This is a genomic window from uncultured Thiodictyon sp. (assembly GCF_903946935.1).
Taxonomy (GTDB): domain Bacteria; phylum Pseudomonadota; class Gammaproteobacteria; order Chromatiales; family Chromatiaceae; genus Thiodictyon.
This window is the reverse complement of record NZ_CAJAXH010000249.1, coordinates 1-12739: the sequence shown is the minus strand read 5'-3', so window position 1 is coordinate 12739 and position 12739 is coordinate 1. Positions and strand designations below refer to the sequence as shown.

Annotated in this window: 14 protein-coding genes; 5 read left to right on the top strand and 9 right to left on the bottom strand. The window is 66.6% G+C overall.

Annotation, left to right across the window (positions count from 1 at the left end; all coding sequences use genetic code 11):
- Nucleotide 1: 1 nt before the first annotated feature.
- Complete coding sequence (locus QZX93_RS21900) at nucleotides 2–847, top strand: symmetrical bis(5'-nucleosyl)-tetraphosphatase (RefSeq protein ID WP_295391396.1); 846 nt, start codon at nucleotides 2–4, stop codon at nucleotides 845–847.
- Nucleotides 848–866: 19 nt separating this feature from the next.
- Here the strand turns inward: QZX93_RS21900 and QZX93_RS21895 are convergent, their stop codons facing one another.
- Complete coding sequence (locus QZX93_RS21895) at nucleotides 867–1445, bottom strand: Uma2 family endonuclease (protein WP_295391398.1); 579 nt, start codon at nucleotides 1443–1445, stop codon at nucleotides 867–869.
- 191 nt (nucleotides 1446–1636) lie between these two features.
- On the opposite strand from QZX93_RS21895, the gene leuS reads away from it, so the two are divergent.
- The 3 genes from leuS to holA are packed head-to-tail and all read left to right on the top strand — an operon-like array spanning nucleotide 1637 to nucleotide 5770.
- On the top strand, nucleotides 1637–4207 hold the full coding sequence (leuS, locus tag QZX93_RS21890) for a leucine--tRNA ligase (protein ID WP_295391400.1): 2571 nt from the start codon (nucleotides 1637–1639) through the stop codon (nucleotides 4205–4207).
- A complete protein-coding gene (gene lptE, locus QZX93_RS21885; protein WP_295391402.1) occupies nucleotides 4197–4715 on the top strand; it encodes an LPS assembly lipoprotein LptE in 519 nt (172 codons plus the stop codon). Before leuS ends, lptE begins: the two co-directional genes overlap by 11 nt.
- 17 nt (nucleotides 4716–4732) lie before the next feature.
- Nucleotides 4733–5770 carry a DNA polymerase III subunit delta gene (holA, locus tag QZX93_RS21880; RefSeq protein WP_295391404.1) on the top strand — a complete coding sequence of 346 codons (1038 nt, stop codon included), beginning with the start codon at nucleotides 4733–4735 and terminating at the stop codon, nucleotides 5768–5770.
- A gap of 170 nt (nucleotides 5771–5940) precedes the next feature.
- On the opposite strand, the gene QZX93_RS21875 is transcribed toward holA, so the two are convergent.
- Both QZX93_RS21875 and yeiP read right to left on the bottom strand, forming a co-directional pair.
- The gene (locus QZX93_RS21875; RefSeq protein ID WP_295391405.1) at nucleotides 5941–6225 is read right to left on the bottom strand and encodes a hypothetical protein; all 285 of its coding nucleotides are present in this window, start codon (nucleotides 6223–6225) and stop codon (nucleotides 5941–5943) included.
- Nucleotides 6226–6248: 23 nt separating this feature from the next.
- The gene (gene yeiP, locus QZX93_RS21870; RefSeq protein ID WP_295391407.1) at nucleotides 6249–6812 is read right to left on the bottom strand and encodes an elongation factor P-like protein YeiP; all 564 of its coding nucleotides are present in this window, start codon (nucleotides 6810–6812) and stop codon (nucleotides 6249–6251) included.
- A 143-nt stretch (nucleotides 6813–6955) separates the two neighbouring features.
- Between yeiP and arfB the strand changes: the two genes are divergently transcribed.
- Entirely contained in the window at nucleotides 6956–7378 is a 423-nt protein-coding gene (arfB, locus tag QZX93_RS21865; protein WP_295391409.1) for an alternative ribosome rescue aminoacyl-tRNA hydrolase ArfB, read from the top strand.
- A 188-nt stretch (nucleotides 7379–7566) separates the two neighbouring features.
- On the opposite strand, the gene QZX93_RS21860 is transcribed toward arfB, so the two are convergent.
- The 6 genes from QZX93_RS21860 to QZX93_RS21835 all read right to left on the bottom strand — a co-directional run bounded on the left by QZX93_RS21860 (nucleotide 7567) and on the right by QZX93_RS21835 (nucleotide 12219).
- Nucleotides 7567–7746 carry a hypothetical protein gene (locus tag QZX93_RS21860; protein WP_295391411.1) on the bottom strand — a complete coding sequence of 60 codons (180 nt, stop codon included), beginning with the start codon at nucleotides 7744–7746 and terminating at the stop codon, nucleotides 7567–7569.
- Between the two features lie 148 nt (nucleotides 7747–7894).
- Nucleotides 7895–8386: a heme-binding protein gene (locus tag QZX93_RS21855; protein WP_295391412.1), complete on the bottom strand. Its 492-nt coding sequence runs from the start codon at nucleotides 8384–8386 to the stop codon at nucleotides 7895–7897.
- Between the two features lie 29 nt (nucleotides 8387–8415).
- Nucleotides 8416–9651, bottom strand: coding sequence for a flavodoxin-dependent (E)-4-hydroxy-3-methylbut-2-enyl-diphosphate synthase (gene ispG / locus QZX93_RS21850; RefSeq protein ID WP_295391414.1), 1236 nt, complete (start codon nucleotides 9649–9651; stop codon nucleotides 8416–8418).
- A gap of 68 nt (nucleotides 9652–9719) precedes the next feature.
- Nucleotides 9720–10574: a DUF4743 domain-containing protein gene (locus tag QZX93_RS21845; protein ID WP_295391416.1), complete on the bottom strand. Its 855-nt coding sequence runs from the start codon at nucleotides 10572–10574 to the stop codon at nucleotides 9720–9722.
- A 301-nt stretch (nucleotides 10575–10875) separates the two neighbouring features.
- Nucleotides 10876–11679 (bottom strand): nucleoside triphosphate pyrophosphohydrolase, encoded by an 804-nt coding sequence (mazG, locus tag QZX93_RS21840; RefSeq protein WP_295391418.1) that lies wholly within the window; start codon nucleotides 11677–11679, stop codon nucleotides 10876–10878.
- 339 nt (nucleotides 11680–12018) lie between these two features.
- Nucleotides 12019–12219, bottom strand: a complete 201-nt coding sequence (locus tag QZX93_RS21835; protein WP_295391419.1) for a CopG family transcriptional regulator — start codon at nucleotides 12217–12219, stop codon at nucleotides 12019–12021.
- Nucleotides 12220–12739: the final 520 nt, after the last annotated feature.

Here is a 12739-nt window from a genome sequence, read left to right as displayed (position 1 = left end):
GATGCCGACCTACGCCATCGGGGACATTCAAGGCTGCGAACTGGAACTGCGGCGGTTGCTGGAGCGCCTGCGGTTCGACCCCGCGCGCGACCGCCTGTGGTTCGCCGGCGACCTGGTCAACCGCGGCCCCGGGTCCTTGGGGGTGCTGCGCCTGGTCCGTTCACTGGATGCCTGCTCGGTCGTGGTCCTGGGCAACCACGACCTGCATCTGCTCGCCTTGGCCGCCGGCAATGAAAGGCACGCCAAAAAGAGCACGCTGGCGGAGGTCCTACAGGCCCCCGATCGCGATGAACTGCTCCACTGGCTGCGCCATCGACCGCTGCTGCACCACGACGCCAACAAGGGCTTCACCCTGATCCATGCCGGCCTTCCGCCCCAATGGACGCTGGCCGTGGCCCAAGACTGTGCCCGCGAATTGGAAGATGCCCTGCGGGGGCCCGACTACCTGGACTATCTGTTCGCGCTCTATGGCGACCAGCCGGCGCGTTGGGACCCGGAGCTGGCGGGCATGGAGCGCCTGCGTTTTATCACCAACGCACTGACGCGTTTACGCTATTGCACCCCGGACGGGACCTTGGCCCTGAAAGAAAAGCGCCCGCCGGCAAGCTGCCCGGCGGGACTGGTGCCCTGGTTCAAGTGTCCGGGCCGGCGCAGTGTCGATGCGCGCATCATCTTCGGTCACTGGTCGGCGCTGGGCTATTGGGACCGGGACAATGTGTGGGGCATCGACAGCGGTTGTCTGTGGGGCGGCCACCTGACCGCCGTGCGGGTGCGCAAGTCCAAGCCGATCGAGCCGTTGCATCTGCCCTGTGAGGGCTATCTGGTTCCCGGCGAGGGCGGGGATTGACGCGGGCGCGGCCGCGCCCTCAGTCCGGAAAGAGCTGCGCCATGGACACCGTAATCCGTGCGCCTTCGACGTCCACGCTGACCTCCCCCGCGGTTACCGAGTGGAGTTGTCGGTAGCGACGGCCAAAGCGGTCGGGGTCACGGTGATCGTGCAGTGTCCGGTGTCGCAGGTCCACCACCCAGTAGCGGCGGATGCCGGCCCGGGCATACTTTGCCAGCTTGGTGCGCAGATCCAGGGCAAGGCTGGAGTCCGCCACCTCGATGACCAGCAGCACGTCGTCGCCGGTGGGGTTTCCTTTCCGGTAGTAGTCGTCGCGGCATTTGAGCACCGACAGGTCTGGATAGAGCTCAGTCCCGTCGTCCAGGACCAGTGCCCCCTGGACCCGGACGATCGCCTTACCGACCAGCTGGGAGGCGAACGTCATGGTGAGGGTGTCGGTGGTGCCCCCGTGGGGCGGTCCGATAGGCGGCATGTCCCGCATCTCCCCGTCGATCAGTTCCAGTCGGTCGCCGTCGCCGAAGCAGCCGGCCTCGATCATCCGGTGGAACTGTTCCACGCTGATGCGGTGAATCGGGTTGCTGAGGTCAAGCGCTGCCATCTTTTTTCGTCCGGGTCTGGGCTTGGATTACAGCAAAAGGTACCAGATTCGGCCCGGCCTGACACGATCCCGGGCGGCGTCGGGCGTGCCCCGGGTCGCCGTGACCGCCCCCGACGCGGTATGCTGTCGCCGACCGTCCGACCGATCTTCAGCACCCAGCGCGTCCACCCGAAGCGAACCCCTGCAACCCTATGCAACACGACTACGACCCGCGCGGCATCGAGGCCGCGGCCCAGGCCTTCTGGGAAGAACACCGCAGCTTCAACGCGGTGGAGGACCCCAGCCGCGAGAAATTCTACTGCCTCGCCATGTTCCCCTACCCGTCGGGGCGGCTGCACATGGGCCATGTGCGCAACTACACCATCGGGGACGTGATCGCCCGATACCAGCGCATGCAGGGCAAGAATGTCCTCCAGCCCATGGGCTGGGACGCCTTCGGCCTGCCGGCGGAGAACGCGGCCATCAAGCACGGCATCCCGCCGTCACAGTGGACGCGCTCCAACGTCGCCTACATGAAGGCGCAGTTGCGCAGTCTCGGCTTCGGCTACGACTGGGAGCGCGAACTGGCCACCTGCGACCCGGACTACTATCGCTGGGAGCAGTGGCTCTTCACCCGGTTGATGGACAAGGGCCTCGCCTACCGTGCCACCGCCATGGTCAACTGGGACCCCATCGACCAGACGGTGCTGGCCAACGAGCAGGTGATCGATGGCAAGGGTTGGCGCTCCGGCGCGGTGGTGGAGAAGCGCGAGATCGAGCAGTGGTCGGTGCGCATCACCGACTATGCCCAGGAGTTGCTGGACGCCCTGGATGGCCTGACCGGCTGGCCGGAGCAGGTGCGCACCATGCAGCGCAACTGGATCGGGCGCTCCGAGGGGGTCTACATGGAGTTCGGCATGGCCGACTCGGGCGAGCCGCTCGGCATCTACACCACCCGTCCGGACACCGTGATGGGCGTCACCTACGTGGCGGTGGCCGCTGAACACCCGCTTGCCCGCCGTGCCGCGGAGAGCAATCCGGGGCTGGCCGACTTCATCGAGTCGTGCCGCCAGGGTGGGGTCTCGGAGGCCGAGATCGAGACCATGGAGAAGCGCGGCCACGCGCTGGGGATCGACGCCACCCACCCGATCACCGGTGAGGCGGTGCCGATCTTCGCCGCCAACTTTGTACTCATGGGCTATGGTACCGGGGCCGTCATGGCGGTGCCTGGCCACGATCAGCGGGACTGGGAGTTTGCCGAGAAATATGGCATCCCCAAGCGCCAGGTCATCCACCCGGCCGACGGCAGCCCCTGCGGGATCGAGTCCTGCGCCTATGTGGAGAAGGGCGTTTTGCGGGACTCGGGGCCGTTCGACGGATTGACCTCGGAACAGGCCTTCGACGCGATTGCGAACTGGCTCAAGGAACACGGCAAGGGCGAGAAGCGCGTTAACTTCAGGCTGCGCGACTGGGGCGTCTCCCGCCAGCGTTACTGGGGCTGCCCGATCCCGGTCGTGCGCACCCCCGACGGCGGCGTCCGTCCCGAAACCGATTTGCCCGTCCGCCTCCCCGAAGACGTGGTGGTCGATGGCTCCGGCTCGCCCCTAAAGAGAATGCCTTCGTTCTCGAATCTCCCCAACGGGGAGATTCGAGAGACTGACACCTTCGATACCTTCTTCGAGTCGAGTTGGTACTACGCCCGCTTCTGCTCCAGCGACTGCACCACGGCGATGCTCGACGAGCGGGCGCGCTATTGGTTGCCGGTGGACCAATATGTCGGCGGCATCGAGCACGCGGTGTTGCACCTGCTCTACGCCCGCTTCTTCCACAAGTTGATGCGCGACGAGGGCCTGGTCGATTGCGACGAGCCATTCACCCGGCTGCTGACCCAGGGCATGGTGGTGGCCGAGACCTGGTACCGTGAGGACGCGGAGGGCCGCAAGGAGTGGTTCAGTCCGGCCGATGTGACCGTCACTCGCGATGAGAAGGGCAAGCTGCTCCATGCGGTGCTCGCGGCGGACGGGCAGCCGGTACATTTCGGCGGCATCGAGAAGATGTCCAAGTCCAAGAACAACGGGGTGGACCCCGAATCGCTGATCGAACGCTACGGGGCCGATACGGTCCGTTTGTATACCATGTTCACCTCGCCGCCGGACCAGTCGCTGGAATGGAACGACGACGGGGTGGAAGGGGCCTACCGGTTCCTCAAGCGACTGTGGACGCTGGCGAGCGCCAAGGCCCATTTGATCACGGGCGACTCTAGGGGTCGGAACCTCTTGGCGGACCCGCATGAGGCGGCCGTCGCCATCCGCCGCGAGATCCACACGGCACTCAAGAAGTCGCTCTTCGACTACGAGCGCCAGCAATACAATACCGTGGTCTCCGGCTGCATGATGATCGTCAACGCGCTCTACAAACTGGATGATTCACCCGGAGCGTTGCGTGTGCTGGACGACGGGCTGAAGATCGTGCTGTGTCTCCTGGCCCCGATTGCCCCCCACGTCACTCACCACCTGTGGCAGGAACTGGGCTTTGGCGCAGACATCCTCAACGCCCCCTGGCCAGCGGTGGACGAGGCGGCCCTCAAGCAGGACAGCATCGAATATGTCCTCCAGGTCAACGGCAAGGTGCGCGGCAAAGTCAGTGTCCCCGCGGACGCGGACCAGGCCGCCATCCAGGCCTCGGCCCTCGCCCAAGAGGGGGTGCGGCGCCATACCGAGGGTGCGACGGTGCGCAAGGTCATCGTCGTTCCCGGCAAACTGGTGAACATCGTTGTCAGTTAATCGCGTTCAAAGCCGGCGGGCGGCACTGCGGGCGCTGCTCCAAGCGCTGTCTTTGCTGCCGCTCGCCAGCTGTGGCTTTCACCTGCGCGGCGCACTCGCGGTCCCGGCAGCGCTCACGCCCTTGTATGTCCAGGGCGGTGCCGGCTCGCCGGTCTTCCAGGCCATCCAGGAACAACTCTCCGGCAGCACCGTCCCGGTGGCCACCAGCCCGAGCAAGGCCAAGCTGATCCTGCGCATTCTGGGGGAGGGGCGTACCTCACGGGTGGTGGCCACCAACTCTGCCGGCAAGGTTCTGGCCTATGAGCTGCACTATCTGGTCACTTACGATGCGGTGCTGGCTGACGGGAAGGAGTGGCTGCCGAGACAGCGATTGGACCTGGTGCGGACCTTCGACAATCCGGACGTGGAGGTGTTGGGTAAGCAACTCGAAGAGGTGCAGATCTATCAGGAGTTTGCCATCGACGCGGCGGATCGCATCTTGATGCGATTGCGCACCGCACTGCACTGAGTCGCGGTACGAAGGCCATGCGGCTGCGCTTCACTCAGCTCGCCGATCAGCTCGCACGGGGCCTGGCCCCGATCTATCTGATCTGCGGGGACGAGCCCTATCAACTCGGCGAGGCCGCCCGGTCGATTCGCGCGCGCGCCCGTGCCGCGGGCTTCGACGAGCGGGAGGTGCTGGACCAGGACGGCGCCTTCGACTGGGGCGCACTCACCGCGAGTGCCAATGCGATGTCGCTGTTTTGCGCGCGCAAGCTCATTGACCTGCGCATCGGCACCGCCAAGCTTGGTAAGGAGGGTGGGGCCGCCGTGCGCGCCTATTGCGAACGGCCCTGCCCGGACAATCTGTTGCTGATGACGGCCCCCGTGCTGGAGCGCAAGGAGCTTGAGACCCAATGGGCCAAGGCGGTGGAGGCGCAGGGCGTGGTGGTCCAGGTATGGCCGCTCAAGGAGCGGGAGCTGGTCCAATGGCTGGAGCAACGGCTCAAGTCCGCCGGCTTCGTCCCGGCGCGCGGGGTGGCGGACCTGCTGGCCGAGCGGCTCGAGGGCAATCAGCTGGCGGCGGCGCAGGAAATCGAAAAGCTCAGGCTATTGCGCGAGCCGGGCCCCCTGGCGGTGGATGACCTCTTGGGTACCCTGGCGGACAGCGCCCGTTTCGACCTCTTTGCGCTCACCGACGCGGCCATCGCCGGGGACCGGGCGCGCGTCCAGCGGGTGCTGGCGGTCTTGCGGGCGGAGGGGACCGCCGCGACCCTGGTGCTGTGGGTCTTGGCGCGGGACCTGCGGATGCTGGCCCAGGCCGCCTGGGCCAAGGGGCGGCAGGGTTCGGCGTCCCAGTTCGTGGCCCAGCAGCGCGTCCCGCGCCAGCGCCAGGAGGCGATCGAGCGCGCCTTGCGCCGTCTCTCAGGCACCCTGCTGCGCTCGCTGGTGCGCCAGTGTGCCCTGGCGGATCGCTCGATCAAGGGTCTAGGCCCCAACGATGCCTGGGAGCGGCTGGCGTTCATCGCCGACACCCTCGCCAGCGGCGCGCTGCGTCTCCCGCCGCCGCCAACCCCGCGCTGAGGGATCGCGAGTCAACCTAAGTCCGGGAATTGGTCACGCCAAGGCGCCAAGACGCCAAGAAAAACAATGCAGTCCCTGTATTGTCGGAGTCGCCTGTGGGGTACATGGCCAATGCGGATAACTCACTGAATAACCTTGGCGTCTTGGCGTGAGCACTGTTCTTTCTGGGGTCAGGCGTCCGGTGCGGACCCGACCAGGCCGTTGCGCTCCAACACCGCGTAGACCTTGCGGCTGGTCCGCGCCAGCCGCGACAGATCGCCAAGCCTTGGCGCCTCCCCGGCGGCCAGGCGGCGTTCCCAGTCGTCGAGTTCGCCCTCCAGAAAGTCCAGGAGCTTGCGCGAGCACCCATCGCACGCGCCGGTGCAGACCCGCGATTGCGGGGCCTCGAACGGGATCGCCGTCCGGACCTGGGCGATCAGGCCGCACATCGCGGTGTTGGTGTCGGGCTTCGTCAAGATCGGGTGGCTGGTGCAGCGCCTCAGACCCGCGACATAAAGTCGCCGGTCAGTGTATTGACCTTGATGGATTCACCCGCGGCCAGGTACTCGGGCACCTGCACCACCAGCCCGGTGCTCAGGGTCGCCGGCTTATTGCGGGCGGAGGCCGAGGCGCCCTTCATGGCGGGGGCGCAGTCAGTCACCTCCAGAATCACCGTGGCGGGCAGCTCGATACCCACCGCCACCCCGTCGACCACCAGGGCAAAGATCCCCTCCAGGCCCTCGGTGAGATAAGGGAGTTCGGACTCCAGGCCCTCCAGGTCGAAACCATATTGCTCATAGGTGTCCCGGTCCATGAAGGTGCAGCCGTCGCTGTCCTGAAACAGGAACTGCACGGCGCGCCGCTCGAAATCGACCGTCTGCACCTGCTCGTCGCCCTTGAAGCTCGCCTGAAACTTCTGGCGATTGACGACGTTGCGCCCGCGCACCTTGTAGAGCGTGTTACCGCTACGCGACGATGCGGTCTGGACCTGGAGGTCGGTGATATAGACCACCGCACCGTCCACCTCCAGGACGCTTCCCTTCTTGATCTCACTGGCTTTCATATGTTCGCTTGCCCACCGGGCTCAAAGATTTTGAAGTCCCATCATACAGGCGCGGAAGGGTCTCGGGGGGCTGGGGCAGCAGTCTGCCGCCACCGGGGACCAGCGACGGCCTACCGGGTCGGCGTCTGGGGTAGAATCCGCCCATGATCCAGGTGACCGCACACATTCGCATCGACCCCGCCGAGCTCCAGGAGCAATTCTGCCGCTCCCCGGGACCCGGCGGGCAGAACGTCAACAAGGTCGAGACGGCGGTGCAGCTGCGCTTCGACGTGGCGCGCTCGCCGTCCCTGCCGGAGGACGTACGCGCGCGTCTGCTGCGGATGGGCGGACGGCGGGTCGACAACTCAGGCGTCCTCACCATCGAGGCGCACCGCTTCCGTACCCGCGAGCGCAACCGCGAGGACGCCCGCGAGCGGCTGGTTGCGCTGATCGCGCGCGCCGCCCACCGGCCCAAGCCGCGGGTGGCGACCAAGCCTACCCGCGCCTCCAAGGAGCGGCGGCTGGAGTCCAAGAAGGCGACCTCAGTGACCAAGCGGCTGCGTGGGCGGCATGCGGGGGAGGACTGAACCCAGAAAGAGCGGTTCTCACGCCAAGGCGCCAAGCTCGCCAAGGCTTTTCAAAGCGTTATCGGCGTTCGGCGACTCACCTGCCGGGCGAAGCCGAGGCGGCGCACATCGCTTTGTTTCTTCTTGGCGTCTTGCGCCTTGGCGTGAGCGCCGCGTGTTCCAGGGCAGATGACTCGGTCATCACCTCCTCATTCCTCCGTCTCCACCACCACCCCGCCCCCATGGCGCCCGGTAATGATCACCAATTTGCCCAGCGTCGGGTGACGGGCGGTGACGACCGTGAAGTCGTCCGCGTCCTTTTCGGCCAGGGTCTCACTCTCGTCCTTCAGGTCACGGATGACCGGGGGATTGGCGTCGAACATGCGCATGGGTTGGCTCCGGGTGGATGGGTGGTCAGCAGTCAGCGCCAGCCAACGATGAGGCAAGCCTGATCAAATAGGCACTGCAAGCGGTGAGATCCAGCGACGAGACCGGATGCAGCGCGTCCGCAGGGCGGACGGACGCTGCCTGGTCCGGCTACTGCGCCCGGTCCAACTCCTCTTGGACCTTGGCGATGCCGGCCAGGGCGCACTCCTCGTCGGTCTCGCCGGCCGGCGAGCCGCTCACCCCGAGCCCGGCCACCAGGGCGGTCCCGCCCACCAGGACCGGTACCCCGCCGGCGGCCATCAGCACCCCGTCGGCATGGCCGAGGGCGCTATTGGCACGCTCGTGCATGGCGGAGGTGGCACCGCTGAAATGGACCGCGGTCTTGGCCTTCTGCGCGCTGAGATCGGCCATCAGGGGGGCGACCAAAGTGTCGCGCAGGGTGACCTGGACGCCGCCATCCCGATCGACCACGGTCGCCGCGACCTCGAATCCCTTGTCCCGACAGGCGGCGATCGCACCCTCGGCGATTTTGAGCGCGGCCCCCATCGACAGGTGCCGGACCTGGACCAACAGGGGGTCCTCGGCCAGCGCGGGGGTGGCGATCAGCAGGGCCGCGGCGGCGGCACACAAGGTCTTGGTCATTGTCGGGTCCTCTGTGATGGGGCGAGGCATTAACCGTAACGCCGCTCGATGTAATCGTCCACCATGCGCTTGAACTGGCCGATGAGGTCGTCCCCCTTGAGGGTAGCCGCCTTCTCGCCGTCCACATAGACCGGCGCGGCCGGGTGCTCACCGCTCCCGGGCAGGCTGATGCCGATGTTGGCGTGTTTACTCTCGCCGGGGCCGTTCACCACGCAGCCCATCACCGCCACTTGCATGGTCTCCACCCCCGGATAGCGGGTACGCCAAGCGGGCATCTGTTCGCGCAGATAGGTTTGAATATCCTGGGCCAGGTGCTGAAAGGTGTCGCTGGTGGTGCGTCCGCACCCCGGGCAGGCGGTGACCATCGGGGCGAAGGAGCGCAGACCCATGGTCTGGAGGACCTCCTGGGCGACCTGGACCTCGCGGGTACGTGCCTCCCCCGGGGCGGGGGTGAGTGAGACCCGGATGGTGTCGCCGATGCCCTCCTGCAACAGCACGGCCAAGGCCGCGGTGGAGGCCACGATGCCCTTCGAGCCCATGCCGGCCTCGGTGAGGCCCAGATGCAACGCGTGGTCGGTGCGGGCGGCGAGCATCCGGTAGACGGTGATCAGGTCCTGTACGCCGCTCATCTTGCAGGACAGGATGATGCGGTCCTTGGGCAGGCCCAGTTCGACCGCGCGGGCGGCGCTGGCGACGGCCGATTCCACCATGGCGTCGTGCATCACCTGATCGGCCAGCTTGGGGGTCGCGGCGCGCGCATTGGCGTCCATCATGCGCACGATGAGATCCTGGTCCAGACTGCCCCAGTTGACGCCGATGCGCACCGGGCGGTCATAGCGGGCCGCGATCTCGATCATGGTGGCGAACTGGCTGTCGCGCTTCTCACCGCTGCCCACGTTACCGGGATTGATGCGGTACTTGGCCAGGGCCTGCGCACACTCCGGGTAGTCGGTTAGCAGCCGGTGGCCGTTGAAATGGAAGTCACCGACGAGCGGGACGGCACAGCCCTCCGCATCCAGCAGGGCGCGGATCGGCGCCACCGCGCGGGCGGCGGACTCGGTGTTGACGGTGATGCGCACCAGTTCCGAACCGGCCCGCGCCAGGTCCGCCACCTGGCGCACGGTGGCGGCCACGTCGGCGGTGTCGGTGTTGGTCATGGACTGGACCACGACCGGCGCCCCGCCCCCGACGGTGATCGAGCCGATGCGCACCGGGACCGTGGTACGCCGCGGGAGCGGGGACTGGGGGGGAGAGACTGAGTTCATACTGACCTCGCCGCGGGGCGGCCTGGGGACTTGGAAAAAAGCCGTGCAAAGATGAACCCTGCGGGGCTTTAGGGCAAGTGCGAGCGTAACCCCTGGATGATCGGGAGATAGTCCGGGTGCTCCTGATCGAGGCCGCCGTGGCGGACCAGGAAGTCGATAATCACCAGGTTGCAGTTGAGCTTGAACTCATCCGTGTCGCGGACCAAGTCCGCCACCGCCGCCAGCGGCAGGCGGGCGAAGGACTCCACCTCGCCGTCGGTGCAGCGCGGTACGAAGTCAGGCGGCAGTTCAAGGTCGTAACAGAACATCACATCCGGCTTCAGCCCGTCCCGGGCCTCCCGGCAATAGGTGACGGCACCGACCGCCACCGCCTGGTCGGCCAGCGCGGGGGCGATGTCCGCCTCCTCGCGGCACTCCTTGCGCAGGTTCTCGCGCAGCCCCACCCCGTGGGGCAGGCCGCCGGCCACCAGGTTGTCCAGACACAGTGGATAGACACGGCGGTCGGCGGCGCGCCGGCCGATCCAGAGCTCGATGCCTGCTGGGGTCCGCACCAAGCCGTTCAGGTGCTGCCCAAAGGCGCGTACCCCGAACCAGGGGGCGGCGGTGCGGTCGATCAGGAGCCGCGCCTGGTCGCGGCGGCCCGGGGTCACGGCGTAGCGCTCGCCGTGCAGGTGGGCGATCAGGCCCTCAGCGACCAGGGTCTCGACCACCTCGGCCAGGCACTGCGAGCGCGCCGCGAACTCCGCCGGGGCACCGACCCAGTCGACCCGCTCGGCGTCCACGCTGAATTGATCGGGCCAGCGCCGAAGTTCCTGCGCAACGGCCGGCCGCAGCGAACCGATGCGCTCACCGGCCAGGGTCCAGGGCAGAAAGCCGGCCGGGTTCCAGGCATTGCAGGCGTGGATCTTATCGAGGTAACTCATTATCTTAAATCAGGAAATTGATCACGCCAAGGCGCCAAGACGCCAAGGAAGACAATCGGATGCGTTTAGTATCCAGATTATCCGCCGGATGAACGCCCGGCCTTGATCATCAATTCCGGCCACGGGCAGATGTAGGTCGCCCTTCAGGGCGACCAAGCTTGCGCGATGCTGAGGGGTCGCCCTGAAGGGCGACCTACAGCGGCCGGAAGGATGATCGAGGCCGAATGCCCCAACACCGAATAATGCACTGAAAAACCTTGGCGAGCTTGGCGCCTTGGCGTGACAACTCTTCTTTCCAGGATCATTCATGCGCTTTGGCGTCTTCCCACAGGTGCTCCATCTGCGCGCGTACGGCCGGCCCCGGCTGCAATCCCTGCGCGGCCAGCCCCGACTCGATCCGCGCAAAGCGCCGTTCAAACCGATGGTTCGCCGCCCGCAGGGCCTGCTCGGCATCCACCCCCAGATGCCGCGCCAGGTTGACGCAGGAGAACAGCAGGTCGCCGATCTCATGCACCCGCTCGGTGGGGTCGACGTGCTCGGCGAGCGTCTCACGGCACTCGTCCAACTCCTCTTGCACCTTGTCGAGTACCCCCGCGATGGCGTCCCAGTCGAAGCCCACCCGGGCCGCCCGCCGCTGGAGTTTTTCGGCACGCACCAGGGCTGGGAGCGCTTGGGCCACCCCGGCCAGGACGCCGACGCTAGCGCGCCCCGAGTCGCCCGCCCGCTCACGCTCCAACGCCTTCTCCCGCTCCCAGTGGGCGCGCACCGCCGCCTGATCGCCGAGCGCCACATCCGCAAAGACGTGCGGGTGGCGCCGGACCATCTTGTCGCAGATGGCCCGGACCACATCCGGGAAGGCGAAGGCCCCCTGTTCCTGCGCCATGCGGGCATGGAAGACCACCTGGAACAGCAAGTCCCCCAACTCGTCGCGCAGATCGGTCAACGAGCCGGACTCGATCGCCTCCGCCACCTCGTAGGCCTCCTCCAGCGTAAACGGCAGGACGGTGCTGAAGGTCTGCGCCAAATCCCAGGGACAACCGCCCGCCGGGTCGCGCAGGCGGGCCATGATGCTCAACAGTTCGTCGATGGTGGTTTGTTCGGACATGGGCTTCGCTGATTCGATGGTCTGTCGTTGGTCGCAGGGATGCGCCGGAACGGCGGCCATCATAACTCCGGTCCCCAGGCTTCTCGTGACACCGCTCCGGAGACTGGGCAAGTATTCGCAGACACCAAACCCCGCCGCGCTTGGGAGCGCCGACAGCCTGTCGGCGACGGCGCGAAGCGCCGTTGGATCCTCGCGAAAACGAGGCCCTTCGCGATTCACCGCGAACCCGCGAATCGCCTGTGGCGGCTGGCCGACAGAATGTCGGCGCTCCCAGGCGCTCCGCGCCGGGAGCGCCGGCGGCCGGAGCGATGATCAAGGTGCGCCGGAACTTAAGTTCCATCAGCGCCGTATCGGCAGCGCCTCGGTAGTGCTGAGGCTACCGGCCCACGCCTGCACCGCCTGGTGGTCGATGACTTGGCCAGCGTCCACCTCGGCCAAGGCTTCGCGGGTCAGACGGCTGCGCTCCTGTTCCTGGTCGACTTTCTCCGCCGGCAAGATCGGAACCTGTGCGGTCAGCACCTTGGTTGCGGCCTGCGCCATGGTCTTTGCCCCAGTATCTGCTGATTTAAAATCATAGTGATTAAGCTTGATTGATACAACCGCGACAGGTCCCGCCGCCCGCCCTTGCGGCGGCCCGTCGGGCCTTGATCATCGTTCCGGCCAGCCGGTCCGTCTGCAACCGGAGGTCGAAGCTTTACCGTGAAAGTCGCCGTAAGCCGATGTCTGTGAAGTAGGTTTCACGCGAAAACCACGAGCGGGCGCAGGAGCGCCCCGTTAGCCTGAAAGACTTTCATGGTCAGGGGTGGCAGGCCCCCCTTCCATGGCCGTTAGCGTGAAAGTCGCGCCGGGAGCGCGGTCCAACTCTCCCTCCCCCCTCGTGGGGGAGGGCGGGGTGGGGGAACGGCCGGCACCCGCCACTTTCATCTTTCGGGGTGGCGCGGGCGCCATGTCCGTTAGCCGCGACTAGTACCGCAGGATGAAAGTGCTCGGACCATGTCAAGCTAGGCTGCCAACGGCTTGCCTTGGTAGGTCCAGCGGAATGGTTTGGCCATTGTCTTGT